Source organism: Cedecea selenatireducens (assembly GCF_042138895.1).
GTDB lineage: Bacteria > Pseudomonadota > Gammaproteobacteria > Enterobacterales > Enterobacteriaceae > Cedecea > Cedecea selenatireducens.
Genome location: NZ_JBHIKW010000007.1, coordinates 16287 through 37029 on the forward strand (window position 1 = coordinate 16287; position 20743 = coordinate 37029).

Below are 20743 nucleotides of genomic sequence, written 5' to 3' on the forward strand. Positions count from 1 at the left end.
TGGAAGGGCGAGGGGGAAAACCTGGTCTGCATGAGGGGGAGGGGGATGAATTGTCCCCTCTCCCCTCTGGGGAGAGGGTTAGGGTGAGGGGATAATTTCTAAACCATATCATATTTGAATAGACTTGCTCGAAAACGATATTTTTTATCACTCACGCTCTGTGGCGTAATAGAGGGAAATGACAGTTACCCGGAGTTCACCATGCCTCGCTCGCTGCACGACACCACCACCGCGCTGAATGCGCAAAACCTGCTGACCCTGCCCGCCGAATTCGGCTGCCCGGTATGGGTTTATGACGCTGAAATTATTCGCCAGCAGATTGCTCAGCTGCGCCAGTTTGATGTGATTCGTTTCGCCCAGAAGGCGTGTTCGAATATTCACATCCTAAAGCTGATGCGTGAGCAGGGCGTGAAGGTGGATTCGGTGTCGCAGGGGGAAATCGAGCGTGCGCTGGCGGCGGGCTATAAGCCGCTGGAAAATCCGGACGATATCGTTTTTACCGCCGACGTGATTGATAACGCCACGCTGGCGCTGGTGGCAGAGCAGAAAATCCCGGTCAATATCGGGTCCGTGGATATGCTGCACCAGCTCGGTGAAGTGTCGCCGGGCCACCGAGTCTGGCTGCGCATTAACCCGGGCTTCGGCCACGGTCACAGCCAAAAAACCAACACCGGCGGCGAAAACAGCAAGCACGGTATCTGGCTGAGCGATATGCCCAAAGCGCTGGAAGCAATGCAGCGCTACGGCATCCACCTGGTCGGTATTCATATGCATATTGGCTCAGGCGTGGACTATGGCCACCTCGAGCAGGTGTGCGGCGCGATGGTGCAGCAGGTGATCGACTTCGGGCAGGATCTTGAGGCGATTTCAGCGGGCGGCGGGCTGTCTATTCCTTACCGTGAAGGCGAGGAAACGATCGACACCGATCATTACTACGGCCTGTGGAATGCCGCGCGCGAGAAAATTGCTGCTCATCTGGGGCACCCGGTGAAGCTGGAGATCGAACCCGGGCGTTTCCTGGTGGCTGAAGCCGGGGTGCTGGTTTCGCAGGTGCGCGCGGTGAAAGATATGGGATCCCGTCACTTTGTGCTGATCGACGCCGGTTTTAACGATCTTATGCGTCCTTCTATGTACGGCAGCTACCACCATATTTCCGCCCTGGCGGGAGATGGTCGCGATCTTGCCTCACTGCAACCGAGAGAAACCGTGGTGGCAGGGCCGCTGTGTGAGTCCGGGGATGTGTTTACCCAGCAGGAAGGCGGCAAGGTTGAAACGCGCCTGCTGCCGCCGGTAAAACCGGGTGACTACCTGGTGCTACACGACACCGGCGCGTACGGGGCTTCTATGTCGTCCAACTACAATAGTCGCCCGCTGCTGCCGGAAGTGCTGTTTGATAACGGCAGCGCGCGCCTGATTCGCCGCCGCCAGACTATTCAGGAGCTGCTGGCGCTCGAGCTACTTTGAGATCTTTCTTCCGGCCTCGAACCAGGGGCCGGGTGCAACGGAATCTCTCAGCACCAGGGTACCTACAAACGGCGGGATTGGCTCTAACGGCTCGCCGCTTGAGAGCTTAATGGCCCGATCGATGGCGGTAATAATCATGTTGTCGATGGGCAGATAGACGGATGACAGCGCCGGCTCCAGCCATTGCGCGCTTGGCGCGTCATCAAAACCAAACAGCGAGATATCCTGCGGAATGCGAATCCCGGCCTGGTGCAGCGCTTTGGATGCGCCCAGCGCCATATCGTCGTTGCAGGAGAACAGGGCGCTGAAGGTTACGCCGCTGGCCAGCAATTCCTGGCACAAATGGTGCCCTTCTGTCATGGTCGAATCCCCGTATTTCACCCGGTTTTCATCCCACGCAATCCCATGTTTTTGCAGCGCTTTGCGGTAGCCCATCAGGCGCGCTTTGCCGGTTGGCGTGGAGATAGGCACGGTTATGCAGGCTATCTCTCTGTGCCCCTGCTGAATCAGATATTCGGTGGCCTGAAAGGCGGCATCCTGCTGTTCGAAGAAGACGCAGCGTTCACGTGCCAGGGTGACATCGCGGTTGATCACCACCAGCGGTACCTGGATGGCGTTCATCAGCGACATTAGCGCCCGCTCGCTCATAAAACGGGTGTAGAGAACGATAGCGTCACAGTGCCTGTCCGCCAGCATTTGCACGGCGTCCAGCTCTTTTTCAGGCGTGTCGTGCCCGTCGGTGACGATCAGCTGTTTGCCGTAGAATTCCGTGCGGCGTGAAGCCTGCTGCAGAAGGCGGCCAAAGTAAAAACCATCAAAAGTGGAGACAACCAGCCCGATGCTGTTACTGCTGCGGTTGGCGAGCGAACGTGCCAGAAAATTAGGCTTATAGCCCAGCTCTTCCATGGCCTTAAACACCTGTTCGCGGGTGCTTGCTTTAACCTGTCCGGTGCCGTTTAACACGCGAGATACCGTCGCTTTGGAAACCCCTGCGCGTAACGAGACATCTAACATTGTTACCATTGTTTCCTTCCCGATCTGGACGCTGTCGCGATTTTACAGCAGTTTATCACAGGAGTTTGGCGCGCAAGCGGCGTTGCCGTTTGGCCGTGCAAATTGTCGTACCAGATCACGCTTTAGCTATTTTCGTTCGGGGACACGACCGAGTGACGACGCACCAGCGTCGGGCTGAACATGTGGGTAATTTCCGGTAGCGGCTGGTTTTCGGCCAGCGCCAGTGCGAGTTCCGCCGCCTGAGTTGCCATGGTTACAATCGGGTAGCGAACCGTGGTCAGCTTCGGGCGCACGTAGCGTGAAATCAGCACGTCATCAAAGCCAATCAGCGAAATCTCGCCTGGAACATCAATCCCGTTGTCGTTCAGCACGCCCATTGCCCCTGCGGCCATTGAGTCGTTGTAGCAGGCCACGGCGGTGAAGTTTTTGCCACGCCCCAGCAGCTCCGTCAGGGCCTGTTCGCCGCCGCTTTCATCGGGTTCGCCAAAGGTCACCAGGCGTTCGTTAATCGGAATATTGTGTTCACGTAGCGCGTCGTAGTAGCCCTGCAGGCGATCTTCTGCGTCGGAAATCTGGTGGTTTGAGCAGATATAGCCGATGCGGGTGTGGCCCTGCTGAATTAAATGACGGGTGGCAAGCCAGGCACCGTAGCGGTCATCCAGCGCAACGCAGCGCTGTTCGAACCCTGGCACGATGCGGTTGATCAGTACCATGCCGGGGATCTGCTTCATCAGGGAGATAAGCTCTTCGTCCGGGAGCTTTTTGGCGTGAACGACCAGCGCCGCGCTGCGGTGACGAATAAGCTGCTCGATGGCCTGGCGCTCTTTTTGTTCGCTGTGGTAGCCGTTGCCGATCAGCAGGAAGTTGCCGGTGCGGTAGGCGACCTGTTCAACGGCTTTCACCATGGCACCAAAAAAGGGATCGGAAACGTCGCCGACGATCAACCCAATGGTTTCAGTGGCCTGCTGAGCCAGCGCCCGGGCGTTAGCATTAGGATGATAGTTTAGCGCTTCCATGGCGCTGTTCACCGCCTGCTTTGAGGCTTCGCTGGCTTTTGGAGAGTGGTTAATAACGCGTGATACCGTGGCGACAGAGACACCAGCTAGCCGAGCTACATCCTTAATTGTCGCCATCAAATACCTTCCTGTTAGGGGTAATCGTTTACACAGCGTTTAGTGTTACGGAAAACCCTTGTGACTGCAAGGCAACAACTGACGAATGCCTCGCAAACTGGAACAAAATCAAGGCGAAAGCGTGTAACGGTTACACCTGTCTCAACGAGCTGCCTCTTTTTAGTGCATCTTGCGGATTTTTAAACGTTTCTGCCCAAATTTTTGCTTACATTTTGCAGTCGGCTGTTGCGATTTCAGCGTAGCTAAAATGAAGGCGTCGCTGCTACATTTGTTGTCCCAGAGGTATTGATAGGTGAAGTCAGCGACTAATTGCTGATCCTATGAATTACACCAACCTGCGCGGATGCGCAGGTTTTTTTTTGCCTGAATCCCGCCGCCTGTAACAAGAATCGAGAATTTAAACACCTGGTTGCACTTGGGCTCATTCCCTTGCTTTTTGCCGCTGGTTTCACCGCCAGTGGCGCGAGACAATTCAGATCCCAGAGGTATTGATTGGTGAGAATTCCTGGTACTCTGCTGAGTACAATTCTTTTGCACCAACCTGCGCAGATGCGCAGGTTTTTTTTTGCCATTTTTTGAGCCCCCTCCCGCACTTAACGCATCTGGTGTACTCTTCGACTCTACACTTAACGCTTGCCGACAGACGACAAAGAGAGTCGCTATGCTTTTTGCTTTTTTCCGCGCGCTATTCCGCATTCTGTTCCGGGTAACCCTTTCCGGCGATCCGCAGGTTCTTCATTTACAGCGGGTGCTTATTGTTCCAAACCACGTGTCGTTTCTGGATGGGATCCTCGTCGCGCTGTTTCTGCCGGTGCGCCCGGTGTTTGCGGTCTACTCTTCGATCAGCGAGCAGTGGTTTATGCGCTGGCTCAAGCCGCTGATTGACTTTGTGCCCCTTGACCCGACCAAGCCGATGTCGATTAAGCACCTTGTTCGCCTGGTGGAGCAGGGCCGTCCGGTAGTGATTTTCCCGGAAGGACGTATCAGCCTGACCGGCTCGTTGATGAAAATCTACGACGGAGCCGGGTTTGTGGCGGCAAAAGCCCAGGCAACGGTTGTCCCTTTACGTATCGACGGCGCGGAGCTGACCTTCTTTAGTCGCCTGAAAGGGTTGGTAAAACGTCGGGCTTTCCCACGTATTAGCCTGCATTTGTTGCCGCCAACCGCCATTGCAATGCCGGAAGCGCCACGGGCAAGGGATCGCCGCAAAATGGCCGGCGAGATGCTGCATCAGATAATGATGGAAGCGCGAATGGCGGTACGTCCGCGCGAGACGCTTTTTGAGGCTCTGCTGGCGGCAAAAGATCGCTATGGTTCACGCAAAAACTGCATTGAAGACATTAACTTTAAGCCAGATACCTACCGTTCACTGCTGACTAAAACTCTGTTTGTGGGCCGAATCCTCGATAAATACAGCGAGCAGGGCGAAACTATTGGTTTAATGCTGCCGAATGCGGCTATCAGCGCGGCGGTAATTTTTGGCGCTTCTTCACGCGGCCGTATTCCGGCGATGATGAACTACACGGCCGGCGTAAAAGGGCTGACCAGCGCGATTACCGCAGCGCAAATCAAAACTGTCTTCACCTCTCGCCAGTTCCTGGAGAAGGGCAAACTTTGGCACCTGCCGGAACAGCTGACGCAGGTGCGCTGGGTGTATCTGGAAGATCTGAAATCTACGGTCACCACGAAGGACAAAGTTTGGATCTTTGCCCATCTGCTTGCGCCGCGCCTGGCGCAGGTGAAACAGCAGCCGGAAGACGCGGCGATGGTGCTGTTTACCTCCGGCTCGGAGGGCAACCCGAAAGGCGTGGTGCACAGCCATAAGAGCCTGCTGGCCAACGTCGAGCAGATTCGCACCATCGCTGACTTTACCGCTGACGATCGCTTTATGTCCGCGCTGCCGCTGTTCCACTCTTTTGGGCTAACGGTGGGGTTGTTCACGCCGTTGCTGACCGGCGCGGAAGTGTTCCTCTATCCAAGCCCGCTGCACTATCGCGTGGTGCCTGAACTTATCTATGACCGTAACTGTACGGTCGTGTTTGGCACCTCGACGTTCCTCGGTAACTATGCGCGCTTTGCCAATCCTTATGATTTCTTCCGCCTGCGCTATGTGGTCGCCGGGGCAGAAAAACTGCAGGAAAGCACCAAACAGCTGTGGCAGGACAAGTTTGGCCTGCGCGTTCTGGAAGGCTACGGCGTGACCGAATGCGCGCCGGTGGTTTCTATTAACGTGCCGATGGCGGCGAAGCCGGGGACGGTGGGGCGTATTCTCCCGGCGATGGACGCTCGCCTGCTGGCGGTGCCCGGCATTGAGCAGGGCGGAAGGCTGCAGCTCAAGGGGCCAAACATCATGAACGGCTATCTGCGCGTTGAAAATCCAGGCGTGCTGGAGCGGCCAGAAGCCGAGAACAGTCTCGGCGAAATGGAGCCAGGCTGGTACGACACCGGCGATATCGTGACCTTTGATGAGCAGGGCTACTGCGTGATTCAGGGGCGTGCGAAACGCTTTGCCAAAATCGCCGGGGAGATGGTATCACTTGAGATGGTTGAGCAGATGGCGATCGGTATTTCGCCTGACAAACTGCATGCCACGGTGGTTAAGCACGATACGGCCAAAGGCGAAGCGTTGGTGATGTTTACCACCGACAGCGAGCTTAACCGCGAAAAACTTCTGCGCTATGCGCGTGAGCACGGCGTGCCCGAGCTGGCGGTGCCGCGCGATATTCGCTTCCTCAAACAGCTGCCGGTGCTGGGCAGCGGAAAACCAGATTTTGTCACCCTGAAAGCACAGGTTGATGAAGCGGAGAAGGCCCATGGCTGAACAGGCTGGCAATAGCGGTTCTTTGTGGTCCCGGGGCATGATGGCGGTGACCGCGGCGCAGTTTTTATCGGCCTTTGGCGACAATGCGCTGCTGTTTGCGACGCTCGCAGTGCTCAAGCAGCAGTTCTACCCGGACTGGAGCCAGCCGGTGCTCCAGATGGTGTTTGTGGGCGCCTACATCCTGTTTGCACCTTTTGTGGGGCAGGTGGCCGACAGCTTTGCCAAAGGGCGAGTGATGCTGCTGGCCAACAGCATGAAGCTTGTCGGCGCGGCGGTGATTGCGGTGGGGCTGAATCCTTTTGTCGGCTACACGCTCGTAGGCATTGGCGCGGCGGCCTATTCCCCGGCTAAATACGGCATTCTCGGCGAGTTAACGACCGGGGACAGGCTGGTGAAAGCCAACGGCCTGATGGAGTCCTCTACCATTGCCGCTATCCTGCTTGGGTCGGTGGCCGGTGGGGTGCTGGCGGACTGGAACCTGACGGCGGCGCTGGTGGTCTGTGCGCTGGTTTACGGCGGGGCGGTGATAGCCAACGTCTTTATCCCTAAACTTGCCGCGGCGCGTCCCGGTCAGTCCTGGCGCTTTAAGCCGATGACCCACAGCTTCTTTTTCGCCTGCCGCAGCCTGTGGCGCAGCGGGGAAACGCGATTCTCGCTGGTGGGTACCAGCCTGTTCTGGGGGGCGGGCGTGACGCTGCGCTTCCTGCTGGTGCTGTGGGTGCCGGTTGCATTGGGGATCACGGATAACGCCACGCCTACCTACCTGAATGCGATGGTTGCGGTCGGGATTGTGGTGGGGGCCGGGGCCGCAGCGAAGCTGGTGACGCTCGAAACCGTTGCCCGCTGCATGCCTGCCGGAATATTGATAGGCGTCGGAGTGCTTATTTTTGCTCTCCAGCACGCTCTGCTTCCATCCTATGCCTTACTGGTGCTGATAGGCCTGCTGGGTGGTTTCTTTGTGGTGCCGCTTAACGCGCTGCTCCAGGAACGCGGCAAGCACACCGTTGGCGCGGGCAACGCGATCGCCGTGCAGAATCTGGGCGAAAATACCGCCATGCTTTTGATGCTCGGTCTGTTCTCGCTGGCGGTGAAAACCGGGGCGTCGATTGTTGGGATTGGGATCTGGTTTGGTGCGGTGTTTGCGCTGGCGATTAGCGCGCTTTGGCTGTGGCAAATCAAGCAGAAATAGCAGTAAGGCCCTCTTTTGGAGGGCCGAACTTTCTTACGGAGCCGGATAAGTATAAATCCGATGCGCCGCTTCAATCTCCTCAATCACCTCTTCACCTAGCGTCAGATTCAGGCTTTCAAGGTTGGTCTTAAGCTGTTCCATCGTGGTGGCGCCGAGCAGCGTGCTGGCGACAAACGGCTGACGGCGAACGAAGGCCAGCGCCATCTGCGCCGGATCCAGATTATGGCGTTTCGCTATCTCGACGTAGGCCGCAACGGCTTTCTGTGACTGTTCGCTGCTGTAGCGAGTAAAACGGCTAAAGAGCGTGTTGCGGGCGCCAGCCGGTTTTGCCCCGTTCAGGTATTTGCCCGACAGTACGCCAAAGGCGAGGCAAGAATACGCGAGCAGCTCCACGCCCTCGTGCTGGCTTATTTCAGACAGGCCAACCTCAAAGCTACGGTTTAACAGGCTGTACGGGTTTTGAATCGTGACGATGCGCGGCAGATCGTGTCTCTCAGCAAGCTGCAGGTAGCGCATCACGCCCCAGGCCGTTTCGTTCGAGACGCCGATATAGCGAATCTTCCCGGCACGCTGGCACTCCGTAAGCGCTTCGAGCGTTTCCAGCAGCGTTACCGGCAGCGACGTTGTGTCGTTCCAGGTGTAGCCGAGCTTGCCGAACATGTTGGTCTGGCGCTGCGGCCAGTGAACCTGGTAAAGATCCAGATAATCGGTTTGCAGGCGCTTGAGGCTGGCGTCCAGCGCTTCACGAATGTTTTTGCGGTCGAGGATCTGGTTAGGGCGGATGCCCGCGTCGTTATTACGGGCCGGGCCGCTAACTTTAGAGGCGATAACCAGCTTTTCGCGGTTGCCGCGCGCTTTCAGCCAGCTTCCTACATAGCTTTCCGTTAAGCCCTGAGTTTCCGGGCGCGGGGGCACCGGGTACATTTCCGCGACATCAATCAGATTCACGCCCTGACTGACGGCATAGTCGAGCTGCTGGTGGGCATCGGCCTCGCTGTTTTGTTCACCAAAGGTCATGGTTCCCAGCCCCAGCGTGCTGACTTCAAGTGAACTGTGGGGGATACGGTGATAGTGCATAGCCGGCTTCCTGTTGTTCTTTTGATACGTCAGGCATCGTTACCCGACAAAAGGTCTATAAACATGGCAGAGGCCGAGGCAAAGCGAAAGAGGGGAGGCAAGAAAAGTCACCAGGCCAGCCGGTGGGCTGACCCTGAGATTAGCGCTCGATAATCTGGGAAACGTCGTTGCGGTTGATCTGCATTTCGTTACCCTGCTGGTCGCGATAACTGACCAGACCGGTGTCTTCATCAACCTTAGGTTTACCTTCGGTCAAAATCATTCGTCCATCTTTGGTTGCCATCACATAGTCACTGCTGCAGCCTGAAACGGCAAAGGCAAGACCAATGGCGGAGATTGCTACTGCCCATTTAGTCATCGTTGTGTTCCTCGTCAGGAAGGGATCCCGTTAATAAGTCTAGTAATAACCTGATGAACAGGGGAAGGAAAGCAGCAAATTCTTATTAGGGCGAGGGAAATGTAACATTCTCCGGCGTGTACTGACATAAACCTGGATTGCCTTTCCCTACCGCAGCGCTTAGAGCGTGAAGTGCCGTGCGAGCAGCGCAGCCGTAAAGTTCTTCTTCAAATAAAAGCCGCGTGGCAGCGTGAGAATAGGCGCACCATCGGCGCCGATGGCCTCGGTTAATGCCCGGCTGTTGGCGGCTTTGGGCCTCAGCTGCAGCACTTCGCCGTGGCGGGCGGTAATACGCTCGACCTGGCCCAGCACAATCAAGTCCATCAGCTCTTCCCAGTCCAGACGCAGCTGCCGCTCTTCTTCTTCTGAGGGACTCCAGAGCAGAGGAGAGCCAACGTGCCGCTCGGCGAGTGGAATTTGCCTTTCACCTTCCACCGGGATCCACAGCACGCGCTTGAGCTTGTGCCGCACGTGGCTGGTTTCCCAGACAACGCCGCTATTACCGGTTAGTGGCGCGACGCACACAAAAGTGGTTTCCAGCGGGCGGCCAAGGCTATCCACCGGGATCGTTTTAAGCTCGATGCCGAGATTAGCAAAGTCCTGCTCGGGCTTGCTGCCCGCGCTGGCGCCCAGCCACAGCTCCAGCAAAACGCCAATCCAGCCTTTGTCTCTTTTCAGGTCTTTCGGCGTCTGTAGCCCGGCGCAGGCCGACAGTTCTCCCAGGGTATAACCGGCTACCTGCTGGGCCTGCTGGAGCAGTTCGGCTTCACTCTTTGGGGGCGTAATTAGGGGACGTATCGGTTGCATAGCTCGTTGATGTTTTTTGGTTAAAAAATGAACGCACTTTGTTCACAGCGAAAGTTTAGTTTAGTCGTCTGAGGATAAGATTAACAATATTCTGATTTATAATGATTTTTTTAAGTCAGCCGTTTCGCTGTGGCGGCATGAAAAAAGCTTTTCCAAATCTGGTCACTGGCAATGAACAGGATCTTACACCATGTTATCCACAGAAAAATGGGATAACTGGGAAAAAGCTCGACTACTGGTTCCATTTACAGCCTTGACGGGGCGGTAAAAACCAATTTTTCACCGATTTGTGCCTAACTTGTTTGCACAATCTGTGGATAAAAACGACATTGTTCGATCTTTCATCAGCCGACGATCTTCGTATGTGACGATCGTCACATTATGAAAGCGATGTGTCATTTTTATAGTATTATGGTTATGATATATAAAGACTTTAATATGTGTTCGGATTGCTCCTGATTTTACTTGTCCCGAGTTGTCCCGATGTAATTCGTTAGTTCTTCACAGTTATATCCACAGAAAAAGTGAATAAAACGGCTGGTTTTGGCCGCCCCTGTTTATAACCCGGCTATCTTTTGTGAGTTATTCAAATGTTATTCCATGCAAACGCCGCCGAGAGAGTGGTTTACCGCCTGACACTTGTATGAAACAATCGATGCAATCTAAGTTTGTTTTGAGGTAGTCCGGTGATCGATGATGATGGCTACCGCCCCAACGTTGGGATCGTAATATGTAATCGGCAGGGACAGGTGATGTGGGCGCGGCGTTTTGGCCAACATTCCTGGCAATTTCCTCAGGGGGGCATTAATCCTGGCGAGTCCGCTGAACAGGCAATGTACCGGGAGCTTTTCGAAGAAGTCGGTTTGCAGAGAAAAGACGTTCGCATTCTTGCCTCGACCCGAAACTGGTTGCGTTACAAATTACCTAAACGTTTGGTGCGTTGGGACACAAAGCCGGTTTGTATCGGCCAAAAACAAAAATGGTTTCTTTTGCAGCTGCTGAGCAGCGACGGTGAGATCAATATGCAAACCAGCAGCACGCCGGAATTTGATGGCTGGCGCTGGGTCAGTTATTGGTATCCGGTTCGTCAGGTTGTTTCATTTAAGCGCGATGTTTACCGCCGCGTAATGAAAGAGTTTGCCAGCGTGGTTATGCCACTGCAGGAAGTTACGCCACCACGCAATAACTCGCCGGCCTGGCGACGTAAAAGAGGTTAAGTCACGCGAAAAATGCTCACCCGTCTGCGAGAAATAGTCGAAAAGGTCGCTAGTGCCCCGCGCCTCAATGAGGCGTTGGACATCCTGGTGACTGATATCTGCCTTGCGATGGATACCGAGGTTTGCTCGGTTTATCTCGCCGATCATGAGCGCCGCTGTTTTTACCTTATGGCGACCCGTGGGTTAAAAAAACCGCGTGGTCGCACCGTTACGCTTGCCTTTGATGAAGGTATTGTTGGCCTGGTTGGGCGGCTCGCGGAGCCGATTAACCTGGCCGATGCGCAAAAACACCCCAGCTTTAAATATGTACCCGCCGTAAAAGAGGAGCGTTTTCGTGCGTTCCTTGGGGTGCCTATTATCCAGCGCCGTCAGCTTCTGGGGGTGCTTGTTGTCCAGCAGCGTGAACACCGGCAGTACGATGAGAGCGAAGAGTCTTTCCTCGTTACGCTGGCCACGCAGATGGCCGGGATTTTGTCCCAGTCTCAGTTAGCGGCGCTGTTTGGGCAGTACCGCCAGACCCGCATCCGCGCGCTTCCGGCATCGCCTGGCGTTGCCATTGCAGAAGGCTGGATGGACACCACCGTCCCGCTGATGGAGCAGGTCTTTGAGGCATCAACCCTGGATACCGCACTTGAGCGTGAGCGTCTTACCGCCGCGCTGGAAGAGGCTTCCGGGGAGTTTCGCCGCTACAGCAAGCGTTTTGCCGCCGGGGCTCAGAAAGAGACCGCGGCTATCTTCGATCTTTACTCTCACCTGTTAACCGATGCGCGCCTTCGCCGTGAACTTTTTGCCGAGGTGGACAAAGGCTCGGTGGCCGAATGGGCGGTAAAAACGGTTGTTGAGAAGTTTGCTGAACAGTTTGCCAGCCTCTCTGACAGCTACCTGAAAGAGCGGGCGGGAGACCTCAAAACCCTGGGGCAGCGCCTGCTGTTCCACCTCGACGACACTATTCAGAGCCCGAATACCTGGCCGGAGCGCTTTGTTCTGGTTGCGGATGAGCTTTCGGCCACCACCCTTGCCGAGCTGCCGCAGAAGCGCCTTGCGGGCGTAGTCGTGCGCGACGGTGCGGCAAACTCTCATGCTGCCATCATGGTGCGTGCGCTCGGTATTCCGACCGTTATGGGGGCGGATATTCAGCCTTCGGTACTGCATCGCCGCATGCTGGTGGTGGACGGCTATCGCGGCGAATTGCTGGTGGATCCTGAGCAGGTACTGCTGCAGGAATACCAGCGCCTGGTGAGCGAAGAAAACGAACTCAGCCGCCTGGCGGAAGACGACGTAGAGCAGCCTGCTGCGCTAAAAAGCGGTGAGCGTGTGCAGGTGATGCTTAATGCGGGCCTTAGCCCCGAGCATGAAGAACAGCTTGGCAGCCGTATCGACGGCATCGGGCTGTACCGCACCGAAATCCCGTTTATGCTGCAAAGCGGTTTCCCTTCAGAAGAAGAGCAGGTCGCGCAGTATCAGGGCATGCTGCAGATGTTTAACGACAAGCCGGTGACGCTGCGTACGCTCGACGTTGGGGCCGACAAACAGCTCCCATACATGCCCATCAGCGAAGAAAATCCTTGCCTTGGCTGGCGAGGGATCCGCATCACGCTCGATCAGCCAGAGATCTTCCTGATCCAGGTTCGTGCGATGCTGCGGGCGAACGCGGCGACGGGGAATCTCAGCATTCTGCTGCCGATGATCACCAGCATTGATGAGATTGACGATGCCCGCAGGCTGATCGATCGCGCAGGCCGGGAAGTTGAAGAAGAATTAGGTTATCAACTGCCCGAGCTAAGGCTTGGGGTGATGGTTGAAGTTCCTTCGATGGTGTTCATGCTGGGTCACCTGGCCGGGCGCGTTGATTTTATTTCCGTGGGGACGAACGATCTTACCCAGTATCTGCTGGCGGTCGATCGTAATAACACGCGGGTGGCTAGCCTTTACGATAGCCTGCACCCGGCAATGCTGCGCACGCTAAACCTGATTGCCCGCGAAGCGGAACGCTATAACATCGACCTGTGCCTGTGCGGTGAGATGGCCGGCGACCCGATGTGCGTCGCGATTCTGGTAGGGATGGGCTACCGCCATCTTTCGATGAACGGCCGCTCTGTCGCACGTATTAAATACCTGCTGCGCCATATCCATCTGGAAGAAGCCGAAGTACTTGCTCAGCGCAGCCTTGAGGCACAAATGGCGACGGAAGTACGCCACCAGGTCGCGGCGTTTATGGAGCGGCGTGGCATGGGCGGCCTGATCCGCGGCGGGCGCTAATTTATTCAATATGTCCCGGCATCACCGGGACATTACCCTTACCTGACAACAAGGGATAAAACGTGGTTTTTCCCTTGTTGTGGTTTATCAGCCGAAAACCCTGAAAGGGTTTTCCCTGTTTGTTTTCTTTGATGCCTTGTGTAGTTTTAATTTCCCACGCACGTCGTGCATTGTCTTAGGTGTCCCGGCATCACCGGGACATTACACATCTTTTACAACTTCCATAATCAATCACTCAGGCCGTTTGTGCTATGATCCGCTGCTTTCGGAGCGCATCGATAGCGGTGCGTACTTGCAACCCGCCTTTAATTTTTTGGCGGGGTAACAATAGCTTGTGGTGACAGATGAATAGTGGCTATCTGCGTTTCCCTGAATTTGACCCGGTGCTTTTCTCCATCGGGCCGGTTTCCCTGCACTGGTACGGACTCATGTACCTCGTTGGGTTCGTGTTTGCCATGTGGCTTGCCGGACGCCGCGCCAGCCGTCCGGGCAGCGGTTGGACGAAAAATGAAGTAGAAAATCTGCTGTATGCAGGGTTCCTTGGCGTCTTCCTGGGCGGCCGTCTGGGCTATGTTTTCTTCTACAACCTGCCGGTCTTCCTTGCCGATCCCCTGTACCTGTTTAAAGTCTGGGACGGCGGTATGTCCTTCCACGGCGGGCTTATCGGTGTTATCTGCGTAATGATTTGGTTCGCACGCCGCACCAAACGTACCTTCTTCCAGGTTTCCGACTTTATTGCTCCGCTTATCCCGTTTGGTCTTGGCGCGGGTCGCCTCGGCAACTTTATCAACGGTGAGCTGTGGGGCCGCGTCGACCCTAACTTCCGCTTCGCCATGCTGTTCCCTGGCTCGCGCAGTGAAGACGTTGGCCTGCTGGCAACGCACCCGGAATGGCAATCGCTGTTCAATACTTACGGCGTGCTGCCGCGCCATCCGTCGCAGCTTTATGAGCTGGCGCTGGAAGGGGTTGTGCTGTTCATCATTCTGAACCTGTTTATTCGTAAGCCTCGCCCGATGGGGTCGGTATCTGGCCTGTTCCTGATCGGCTATGGCGCGTTCCGCATCATCGTGGAATTCTTCCGCCAGCCGGACGCGCAGTTCACCGGCACCTGGGTGCAGTACATCAGCATGGGGCAGATCCTGTCGATTCCGATGATTGTTGCCGGTATCGCCATGATGGTCTGGGCTTACCGCCGTCCACAGCAGCAACTTTCGTGAGGTGACATGAAACAGTATCTTGATTTGATGAAAAAAGTGCTCGAAGAGGGCACGCCGAAAGCGGACCGTACCGGTACCGGCACGTTGTCTATTTTTGGGCATCAAATGCGCTTTAACCTGCAGGAAGGTTTCCCGCTGGTTACCACCAAAAAATGTCACCTGCGTTCGATTATTCATGAGCTGCTGTGGTTCCTCAACGGGGATACCAATATCGCCTACCTGAAAGAAAATAAGGTGACGATTTGGGACGAATGGGCGGATGAAAACGGCGATCTCGGCCCGGTTTACGGCAAGCAGTGGCGCTCCTGGGCAACGCCTGACGGGCGCTATATTGACCAGCTAACCACCGTGCTGAACCAGCTGAAAAACGATCCGGATTCCCGTCGCATCATCGTTTCTGCATGGAACGTGGGCGAGCTGGATAAAATGGCGCTGGCGCCTTGCCACGCTTTCTTCCAGTTCTACGTGGCCGACGGCAAGCTCTCCTGCCAGCTTTATCAGCGCTCATGCGATATCTTCCTTGGGCTGCCGTTCAACATCGCCAGCTATGCGCTGCTGGTGCATATGATGGCGCAGCAGTGCGACCTGGAAGTCGGTGACTTCGTCTGGACCGGGGGCGACACGCACCTGTACAGCAACCATCTGGAACAGACTCGCCTGCAGCTGACTCGTGAGCCGCGCGCGCTGCCTAAGCTGGTTATCAAACGTAAGCCCGAGTCGCTGTTTGACTACCGCTTCGAAGACTTCGAGATTGAAGGCTACGATCCGCATCCGGCTATCAAAGCGCCTGTTGCCATATAGTTCACAGCCAGCGTGACAGAACCGGTGCCTGAGTGCGCCGGTTTTTTTTGCCCAGATTTCTTTTCTTCGGCACGGCTTCCGGCCGCAGTGAAAATTCCTGCAACCCTCCAGTTATCTTCCGGCATTTGCCGCATCCTCGCGTATGCCTGCTGGCTCATCTAAACGCGGCTGGTCACACTGTCGGCCATGAACATTAATCAACGTGGTTTTAGCGTTATTGAGCTAATGGTGGTGATAGCCATCGTTGCCGCACTCAGCGCCGGAGGCCTTCATGGCTGGCACCAGTGGCAGCAGAAAGTGCAGCTTTGGCAGACAGCCCAGCGGCTGAGCCACTTTCTCTCAGGCCTGAGAAATGACGCAAACTGGAACAATCAGACTCATCTTTTAGCGCTGCACCAGAGCGGGAAAAGCTGGTGTCTGGCAAGCCGCGGCGTATCTGAAAACTGTTTGTCTAACTCACGACTGGCTTTTATGCCTGAATTTGACGACATCATCGTGGAGGATATGACGGCTGGTTTAGGTTTTTACGGTGTACGCAGCACCGCCTGGCCCGGCCATATTGTTCTGAAAAGCCAGGCCGGGCGGTGGAGGGTGACGGTATCAGTCTGGGGGCGCACGCGGCTGTGTGAACTGTCCGGAGGTAAGCCATGCTGAGTGCTCAGAAAGGATTTACGCTACTGGAAATGCTTATTGCGATGGCCCTGAGCAGCGTGCTGTTGCTGGGAACTTCGCGCCTGTTTCCGGCTTTACAACTGGAGGTTTTACGGCAGTACGGCTATGTCGCTCAGCAGGAGGCGCTGTGGCAGATGGCGTTTGCGATTGGCAAGAATTTGCAGCGGGCTGGCTATTGCCGAGGCCAGTGCCAGGGCGAAGGTGTGAAGTTAACGAATCAGGGTGGCTGCGTGGTGGTGCAGTGGGATGCTAACCATAATGGTCGATGGGACACCGCGAAGGATAGTCAAAGTGAACAGAAGGGCTATCGCCTACGTAACGGCAACCTGGAAACGCAAAAAGGCGTAGAGCATTGTGAGGGGAGCGGCTGGGAAAGAATGTCTGACCCGGCGCAGTCGACCGTGCAGCACTTCTCCGTTACTCGTCAAAATCGCAAAACGGGCAGACCTTTATTTCTCATCAAGCTTGCATCGAGTTTAAAACAGGGCGGGCGTGCTGCCGAAGTGAACTACGTGGTGAGCGGGGAAAATTTATGAGCGGCAAACGTGAGAAAGGCGGTGCGTCCTTGCTGATGGTATTGATGCTGCTAGCCGTGGGCTCTTTGATCCTGAGTGGGCTATCTCAGCAACTGAGTGCCCAGCGCTTTGAGGTTGCCGCTGAAATTCAGTTTATCAAAAACCATACTGCCGCGAGGTCCGCTCTGGCGTGGGGGGAAAAGCAAAGCTGGCGGCCACAGAGAACGTGGCAGTGCCGGCTTGAGGCTCGTAATAACTGGCAGGCGTGCCTTCATCAAACCGACAAAGGCGAAGCGCTGCTTGCTGCATTCGGCTCCATTCCCGGAAATGAAGTGCCGTTCACGCTGTGGCGCTGGGGTGTACTTCAGGGAGGTGAACTGGTGGCTTCAGCCCAGGGCTGGCTCGACTTTTGCCCTTTACCGGATGATGACTTATGCAAGCTGCCCCGATAATTCCCCGGCAGGGCGGGTTCAGCCTGCCTGAAGTTCTGTGCGCCCTCGCGCTGTTTGGCGTTGTGATGACTGCGCTGCTAGGTTACCACCGCGTCTTGCAGCAGGGTTTTACAAGTCAATGGCAGCTAAGGCAGCTCTGGCGCGTGGCCCGCGAGCAGACTGAACTTGAAGCTCTGCCACCTTCTGATTCATGGAATGTACGCCAACAGCAGACATCTTCCCTGGGATGTGTCAGCATCGACGTTACTGTAACAAGCCCAGAGGGCCGAGCCGCACAGCTTTTGAGGCTGGATTGCCCACGGTCAGAACAACGTCAGGAGTAGCGATTTCATGTTGCGTGTTTACCATTCCAACCGCCTTGATGTGCTGGAAGCTATCATGGAGTTCATTGTAGAGCGCCAGCCGCTGCCGGATCCTTTTGAGCCGGAGGTCGTGCTGGTACAAAGCACCGGGATGGCGCAGTGGCTGCAAATGACTCTGGCGCAAAAGTTTGGCATCGCGGCAAACATTGAATTCCCGCTGCCGGCCAGCTTTATCTGGGACATGTTCGTGCGGGTGTTGCCGGATATCCCTAAAGAAAGTGCTTTCAACAAGCAGAGTATGAGCTGGAAGCTGATGACGCTTATCCCGAACATGCTCGACAAACCGGAATTTACCCTGCTCAGCCACTACCTGCGGGAGGATGATAGCAGCCGCAAGCTGTTCCAACTGTCTTCCCGCATTGCCGACCTCTATGACCAGTACCTCGTCTATCGTCCCGGCTGGCTAAGCCGCTGGGAAAAGGGGGAGCTTGTTGACGGCGCGGGAGAGTCTCAGCTCTGGCAGGCTCCGCTGTGGGCAGAGCTTGTACGCTACACGGCTGAGCTGGGGCAGCCCGAATGGCACCGTGCCAACCTCTACCAGCGTTTCATTAGTGCCCTTGAAAACAGCGATGTTTGCCCTTCGGGACTTCCGCCTCGCGTTTTTATTTGTGGTATTTCCGCTCTGCCGCCGGTTTACCTTCAGGCCCTGCAGGCGCTGGGTAAGCATATTGACGTCCACGTGCTGTTTACCAACCCCTGCCGTTACTACTGGGGGGACATCAAAGATCCCGCGTTTCTTGCCCGCCTGGTTAGCCGTCGTCGTCGCCTGCATCAGGCCGATCGGGAACAGACGCTGTTTAAAGATAACGACAAAGCCTCTTCGCTGTTTAATGAACTTGGCGAGCAGGATGTGGGCAATTCCCTGCTGGCTTCCTGGGGGAAATTGGGGCGCGACTACTCCTTCCTGCTTTCCGAGCTGGAACGCTTTGAAGAGGTCGATGTTTTTGTCGATTTAGAGCCAGATAATCTCCTGCACGGGCTGCAGCACGATCTGCTGGAGCTGAAAGATTCGCAGGTCCTGGGGCTGACGGTTGATGAGTACGAGCGCAGCGACGGCAAACGGCTGCTGGACCTTAAAGATCGTTCCCTGACGTTTCATGAATGTCACAGCCCGCAGCGCGAAGTGGAAGTTTTGCATGACCAACTGCTGGCGATGCTGGAAGCTGACCCTGAGCTAACGCCGCGCGATATCATCGTGATGGTGGCAGATATTGATAGCTACAGCCCGTTTATTCAGGCCGTGTTTGGCAGCGCACGTGATGAGCGCTGGCTGCCGTTTGCTATTTCTGACCGACGGGCACGTCAGGCGCACCCGGCGCTTCAGGCGTTTATTTTACTGCTCGGACTACCGGAAAGCCGCTTTGCGGCAGAGGATGTGCTGGCGCTGCTGGAAGTGCCAGCGCTGGCGGCGCGCTTCTCTATTGATGAAGAAGGGCTGCGCTACCTGCGTAAATGGGTGAATGAGTCCGGTATTCGCTGGGGCATTGACGACGACAACGTGCGTGAGTTAGAGCTGCCGGCTACCGGGCAGCATACCTGGCGTTTTGGTCTGACCCGTATGCTGCTTGGCTATGCCATGGAAAGCCAGGCCGGGGTTTGGGATTCGGTCCTGCCCTACGATGAGTCCAGCGGCCTGATTGCCGAGCTGGTAGGGCATCTTGCGGAACTGCTGATGCAGCTTAACCGTTGGCGTCTGCTGCTGACTCAGGAACGCCCTCTGGATGAATGGCTCCCGCTGTGCCGGGAAATGCTGAGCAGCTTCTTCCTGCCTGACGGTGAAACTGAAGCGGCGCTGGCGCTGATTGAGCAGCAGTGGCAGGAGATGATTGAGAAAGGAACCGAGGCCGCCTACCAGCAGCCCGTGCCCTTAACCTTGCTGCGCGATGAACTGGCTCAGCGTCTCGATCAGGAACGTATCAGCCAGCGATTCCTCGCCGGGCCGGTAAACTTCTGTACTCTGATGCCGATGCGTGCCATTCCGTTTAAGGTCGTTTGCCTGCTTGGCATGAATGACGGCGTCTACCCGCGAACGCTTGCGCCACTGGGCTTTGACCTGATGAGCCAGCATCCGCAGCGCGGCGATCGCAGCCGCCGGGACGACGATCGCTACCTGTTCCTGGAAGCGTTAATTTCCGCGCAGCAGCGGCTGTACATTAGCTATATCGGCCGTTCGATTCAGGATAACAGCCGGCGCTACCCGTCAGTGCTGGTGGAGGAGTTGCTGGACTATGTAGCCCGCAGCCATTACCTCCCCGGTGATGCCGAATGCAACGCCGATGACAGCAGCGAGCATGTTAGAAAGCACCTGGTCACGCTTCATGCCCGCACGCCTTTCGACAGCAGTAACTACTTTGCCGAAGGCGAGCAGCAGAGCTTTGCTCAGGAGTGGCTGCCAGCGGCCAGCGGCAACGGGCAGGCACATGCTCACTTTATTCAACCTCTGGCTGCTGAGCCCTGCGACGAAATATCCCTTGAGCAGCTACAGCGCTTTTGGCGGCACCCGGTGCGGGCATTTTTCCAAATGCGCCTGGGGATTAATTTCCGTCTGGAAGATACGGAATTACCGGATGAAGAGCCCTTTACCCTCGACGTGCTCGATCGTTTTCAGCTAAACCAGCACCTGCTTAATACCCTTGTCCAGCAAGAAGATCCGCACCAGCTGTTTGTGCGTTATAGGGCCGCAGGTGTTCTGCCGTACGGTGCTTTTGGTGAAATCCTTTGGGAAAATCAGCGCAATGAAATGAACACGCTGGCTGAGAAAGTGCTGGCAGAGCGACAAAAAGGGGAGAGTCGTGAAGTTGATCTTCATATCGACGGAACCAGAGTGACGGGCTGGCTGTCGGACGTACAGGCAGATGGGCTATTACGCTGGCGCCCTTCGGTGCTGAACGTAGCCCACGGTATGCAGCTGTGGATTGAGCACCTGGTCCACTGTGCCAGCGGCTATGCTGGCGAAAGCCGGATGTACGGCCGCAAAGATTCGCAGTGGCGCTTCCCTGCGATGGAAAGTGGTGAGGCGAAGGCCTGGCTGTCGCAACTGATTGCGGGCTATAAAGAAGGGCTTCGTCAGCCATTGCTGCTGCTGCATAACAGCGGTGGGGCGTGGATAAAAGCCTGTTATGACCCGCAAAATAATGCCATTTTATGGGATGAGGAAACGCAGCAGAAGGCGCGCACTAAGCTGCTGGCTGCGTGGGAAGGAAACCATATGGTTGAAGGGGAAGGCGCTGATATTTGGCTGCAACGTTTGTACCGTACCCTTGATGCCCAGTACTACGAAGCGATACTTACAGAGGCCGAGCGCTACCTGCTTCCTCTGTTCCGTTTCAACCAACCCTGAACAAGG

The 20743-nt window shown here is 55.9% G+C and carries 17 protein-coding genes; 12 read left to right on the forward strand and 5 right to left on the reverse strand.

Annotated features, from left to right (window positions below; translation table 11 throughout):
• The first annotated feature begins 201 nt into the window (after window positions 1–201).
• Window positions 202–1464 carry a diaminopimelate decarboxylase gene (gene lysA, locus ACE38U_RS12905; RefSeq protein ID WP_375529875.1) on the forward strand — a complete coding sequence of 421 codons (1263 nt, stop codon included), beginning with the start codon at window positions 202–204 and terminating at the stop codon, window positions 1462–1464.
• Here the strand turns inward: lysA and ACE38U_RS12910 are convergent.
• Complete coding sequence (locus ACE38U_RS12910; RefSeq protein ID WP_038479260.1) at window positions 1456–2487, reverse strand: LacI family DNA-binding transcriptional regulator; 1032 nt, start codon at window positions 2485–2487, stop codon at window positions 1456–1458. The two genes, lysA and ACE38U_RS12910, sit on opposite strands and share 9 nt — an antisense overlap.
• A gap of 113 nt (window positions 2488–2600) precedes the next feature.
• Window positions 2601–3611, reverse strand: coding sequence for an HTH-type transcriptional regulator GalR (galR, locus tag ACE38U_RS12915; RefSeq protein WP_038479263.1), 1011 nt, complete (start codon window positions 3609–3611; stop codon window positions 2601–2603).
• 661 nt (window positions 3612–4272) lie between these two features.
• Between galR and aas the strand changes: the two genes are divergently transcribed.
• Both aas and lplT read left to right on the forward strand, forming a co-directional pair.
• Entirely contained in the window at window positions 4273–6432 is a 2160-nt protein-coding gene (gene aas / locus ACE38U_RS12920) for a bifunctional acyl-ACP--phospholipid O-acyltransferase/long-chain-fatty-acid--ACP ligase (RefSeq protein WP_375529876.1), read from the forward strand.
• Complete coding sequence (lplT, locus tag ACE38U_RS12925; RefSeq protein WP_375529877.1) at window positions 6425–7621, forward strand: lysophospholipid transporter LplT; 1197 nt, start codon at window positions 6425–6427, stop codon at window positions 7619–7621. Before aas ends, lplT begins: the two co-directional genes overlap by 8 nt.
• A gap of 33 nt (window positions 7622–7654) precedes the next feature.
• Here the strand turns inward: lplT and ACE38U_RS12930 are convergent, their stop codons facing one another.
• From ACE38U_RS12930 to mutH, 3 genes are all read right to left on the reverse strand, one after another.
• Complete coding sequence (locus tag ACE38U_RS12930) at window positions 7655–8698, reverse strand: NADP(H)-dependent aldo-keto reductase (protein WP_038479271.1); 1044 nt, start codon at window positions 8696–8698, stop codon at window positions 7655–7657.
• Between the two features lie 139 nt (window positions 8699–8837).
• Complete coding sequence (locus tag ACE38U_RS12935) at window positions 8838–9056, reverse strand: YgdI/YgdR family lipoprotein (RefSeq protein ID WP_008458470.1); 219 nt, start codon at window positions 9054–9056, stop codon at window positions 8838–8840.
• A 159-nt stretch (window positions 9057–9215) separates the two neighbouring features.
• Window positions 9216–9902 carry a DNA mismatch repair endonuclease MutH gene (mutH, locus tag ACE38U_RS12940; RefSeq protein WP_038479274.1) on the reverse strand — a complete coding sequence of 229 codons (687 nt, stop codon included), beginning with the start codon at window positions 9900–9902 and terminating at the stop codon, window positions 9216–9218.
• A gap of 686 nt (window positions 9903–10588) precedes the next feature.
• Between mutH and rppH the strand changes: the two genes are divergently transcribed.
• From rppH to recC, 9 genes are all read left to right on the forward strand, one after another.
• Window positions 10589–11119, forward strand: a complete 531-nt coding sequence (gene rppH, locus ACE38U_RS12945) for an RNA pyrophosphohydrolase (protein ID WP_008458467.1) — start codon at window positions 10589–10591, stop codon at window positions 11117–11119.
• A 12-nt stretch (window positions 11120–11131) separates the two neighbouring features.
• The gene (gene ptsP, locus ACE38U_RS12950; protein WP_375529878.1) at window positions 11132–13378 is read left to right on the forward strand and encodes a phosphoenolpyruvate--protein phosphotransferase; all 2247 of its coding nucleotides are present in this window, start codon (window positions 11132–11134) and stop codon (window positions 13376–13378) included.
• 344 nt (window positions 13379–13722) lie between these two features.
• Window positions 13723–14595, forward strand: coding sequence for a prolipoprotein diacylglyceryl transferase (gene lgt / locus ACE38U_RS12955; protein ID WP_038479282.1), 873 nt, complete (start codon window positions 13723–13725; stop codon window positions 14593–14595).
• Between the two features lie 6 nt (window positions 14596–14601).
• Window positions 14602–15396: a thymidylate synthase gene (thyA, locus tag ACE38U_RS12960; RefSeq protein WP_008458459.1), complete on the forward strand. Its 795-nt coding sequence runs from the start codon at window positions 14602–14604 to the stop codon at window positions 15394–15396.
• Window positions 15397–15582: 186 nt separating this feature from the next.
• Window positions 15583–16050 carry a prepilin peptidase-dependent protein gene (locus ACE38U_RS12965; protein WP_375529879.1) on the forward strand — a complete coding sequence of 156 codons (468 nt, stop codon included), beginning with the start codon at window positions 15583–15585 and terminating at the stop codon, window positions 16048–16050.
• Entirely contained in the window at window positions 16044–16604 is a 561-nt protein-coding gene (locus tag ACE38U_RS12970; RefSeq protein ID WP_375529880.1) for a prepilin peptidase-dependent protein, read from the forward strand. Before ACE38U_RS12965 ends, ACE38U_RS12970 begins: the two co-directional genes overlap by 7 nt.
• Window positions 16601–17035 carry a DUF2509 family protein gene (locus ACE38U_RS12975; protein WP_038479291.1) on the forward strand — a complete coding sequence of 145 codons (435 nt, stop codon included), beginning with the start codon at window positions 16601–16603 and terminating at the stop codon, window positions 17033–17035. Before ACE38U_RS12970 ends, ACE38U_RS12975 begins: the two co-directional genes overlap by 4 nt.
• Entirely contained in the window at window positions 17017–17358 is a 342-nt protein-coding gene (locus tag ACE38U_RS12980) for a prepilin-type N-terminal cleavage/methylation domain-containing protein (RefSeq protein WP_038479294.1), read from the forward strand. Before ACE38U_RS12975 ends, ACE38U_RS12980 begins: the two co-directional genes overlap by 19 nt.
• Window positions 17359–17365: 7 nt before the next feature.
• Complete coding sequence (gene recC, locus ACE38U_RS12985; protein ID WP_375529881.1) at window positions 17366–20737, forward strand: exodeoxyribonuclease V subunit gamma; 3372 nt, start codon at window positions 17366–17368, stop codon at window positions 20735–20737.
• The last annotated feature ends 6 nt before the right edge of the window (window positions 20738–20743 follow it).

What these genes read in the sequence shown, in the direction of transcription:
- ACE38U_RS12935 (WP_008458470.1), bottom strand. Translation starts at nt 9,056, where the DNA reads ATGACTAAATGGGCAGTAGCAATCTCCGCCATTGGTCTTGCCTTTGCC.
- ptsP (WP_375529878.1), top strand. Translation starts at nt 11,132, where the DNA reads ATGCTCACCCGTCTGCGAGAAATAGTCGAAAAGGTCGCTAGTGCCCCG.
- mutH (WP_038479274.1), bottom strand. Translation starts at nt 9,902, where the DNA reads ATGCAACCGATACGTCCCCTAATTACGCCCCCAAAGAGTGAAGCCGAA.
- aas (WP_375529876.1), top strand. Translation starts at nt 4,273, where the DNA reads ATGCTTTTTGCTTTTTTCCGCGCGCTATTCCGCATTCTGTTCCGGGTA.
- ACE38U_RS12930 (WP_038479271.1), bottom strand. Translation starts at nt 8,698, where the DNA reads ATGCACTATCACCGTATCCCCCACAGTTCACTTGAAGTCAGCACGCTG.
- thyA (WP_008458459.1), top strand. Translation starts at nt 14,602, where the DNA reads ATGAAACAGTATCTTGATTTGATGAAAAAAGTGCTCGAAGAGGGCACG.
- lysA (WP_375529875.1), top strand. Translation starts at nt 202, where the DNA reads ATGCCTCGCTCGCTGCACGACACCACCACCGCGCTGAATGCGCAAAAC.
- lplT (WP_375529877.1), top strand. Translation starts at nt 6,425, where the DNA reads ATGGCTGAACAGGCTGGCAATAGCGGTTCTTTGTGGTCCCGGGGCATG.
- ACE38U_RS12980 (WP_038479294.1), top strand. Translation starts at nt 17,017, where the DNA reads ATGCAAGCTGCCCCGATAATTCCCCGGCAGGGCGGGTTCAGCCTGCCT.
- ACE38U_RS12910 (WP_038479260.1), bottom strand. Translation starts at nt 2,487, where the DNA reads ATGGTAACAATGTTAGATGTCTCGTTACGCGCAGGGGTTTCCAAAGCG.
- ACE38U_RS12975 (WP_038479291.1), top strand. Translation starts at nt 16,601, where the DNA reads ATGAGCGGCAAACGTGAGAAAGGCGGTGCGTCCTTGCTGATGGTATTG.
- lgt (WP_038479282.1), top strand. Translation starts at nt 13,723, where the DNA reads ATGAATAGTGGCTATCTGCGTTTCCCTGAATTTGACCCGGTGCTTTTC.
- ACE38U_RS12970 (WP_375529880.1), top strand. Translation starts at nt 16,044, where the DNA reads ATGCTGAGTGCTCAGAAAGGATTTACGCTACTGGAAATGCTTATTGCG.
- recC (WP_375529881.1), top strand. Translation starts at nt 17,366, where the DNA reads ATGTTGCGTGTTTACCATTCCAACCGCCTTGATGTGCTGGAAGCTATC.
- galR (WP_038479263.1), bottom strand. Translation starts at nt 3,611, where the DNA reads ATGGCGACAATTAAGGATGTAGCTCGGCTAGCTGGTGTCTCTGTCGCC.
- ACE38U_RS12965 (WP_375529879.1), top strand. Translation starts at nt 15,583, where the DNA reads ATGAACATTAATCAACGTGGTTTTAGCGTTATTGAGCTAATGGTGGTG.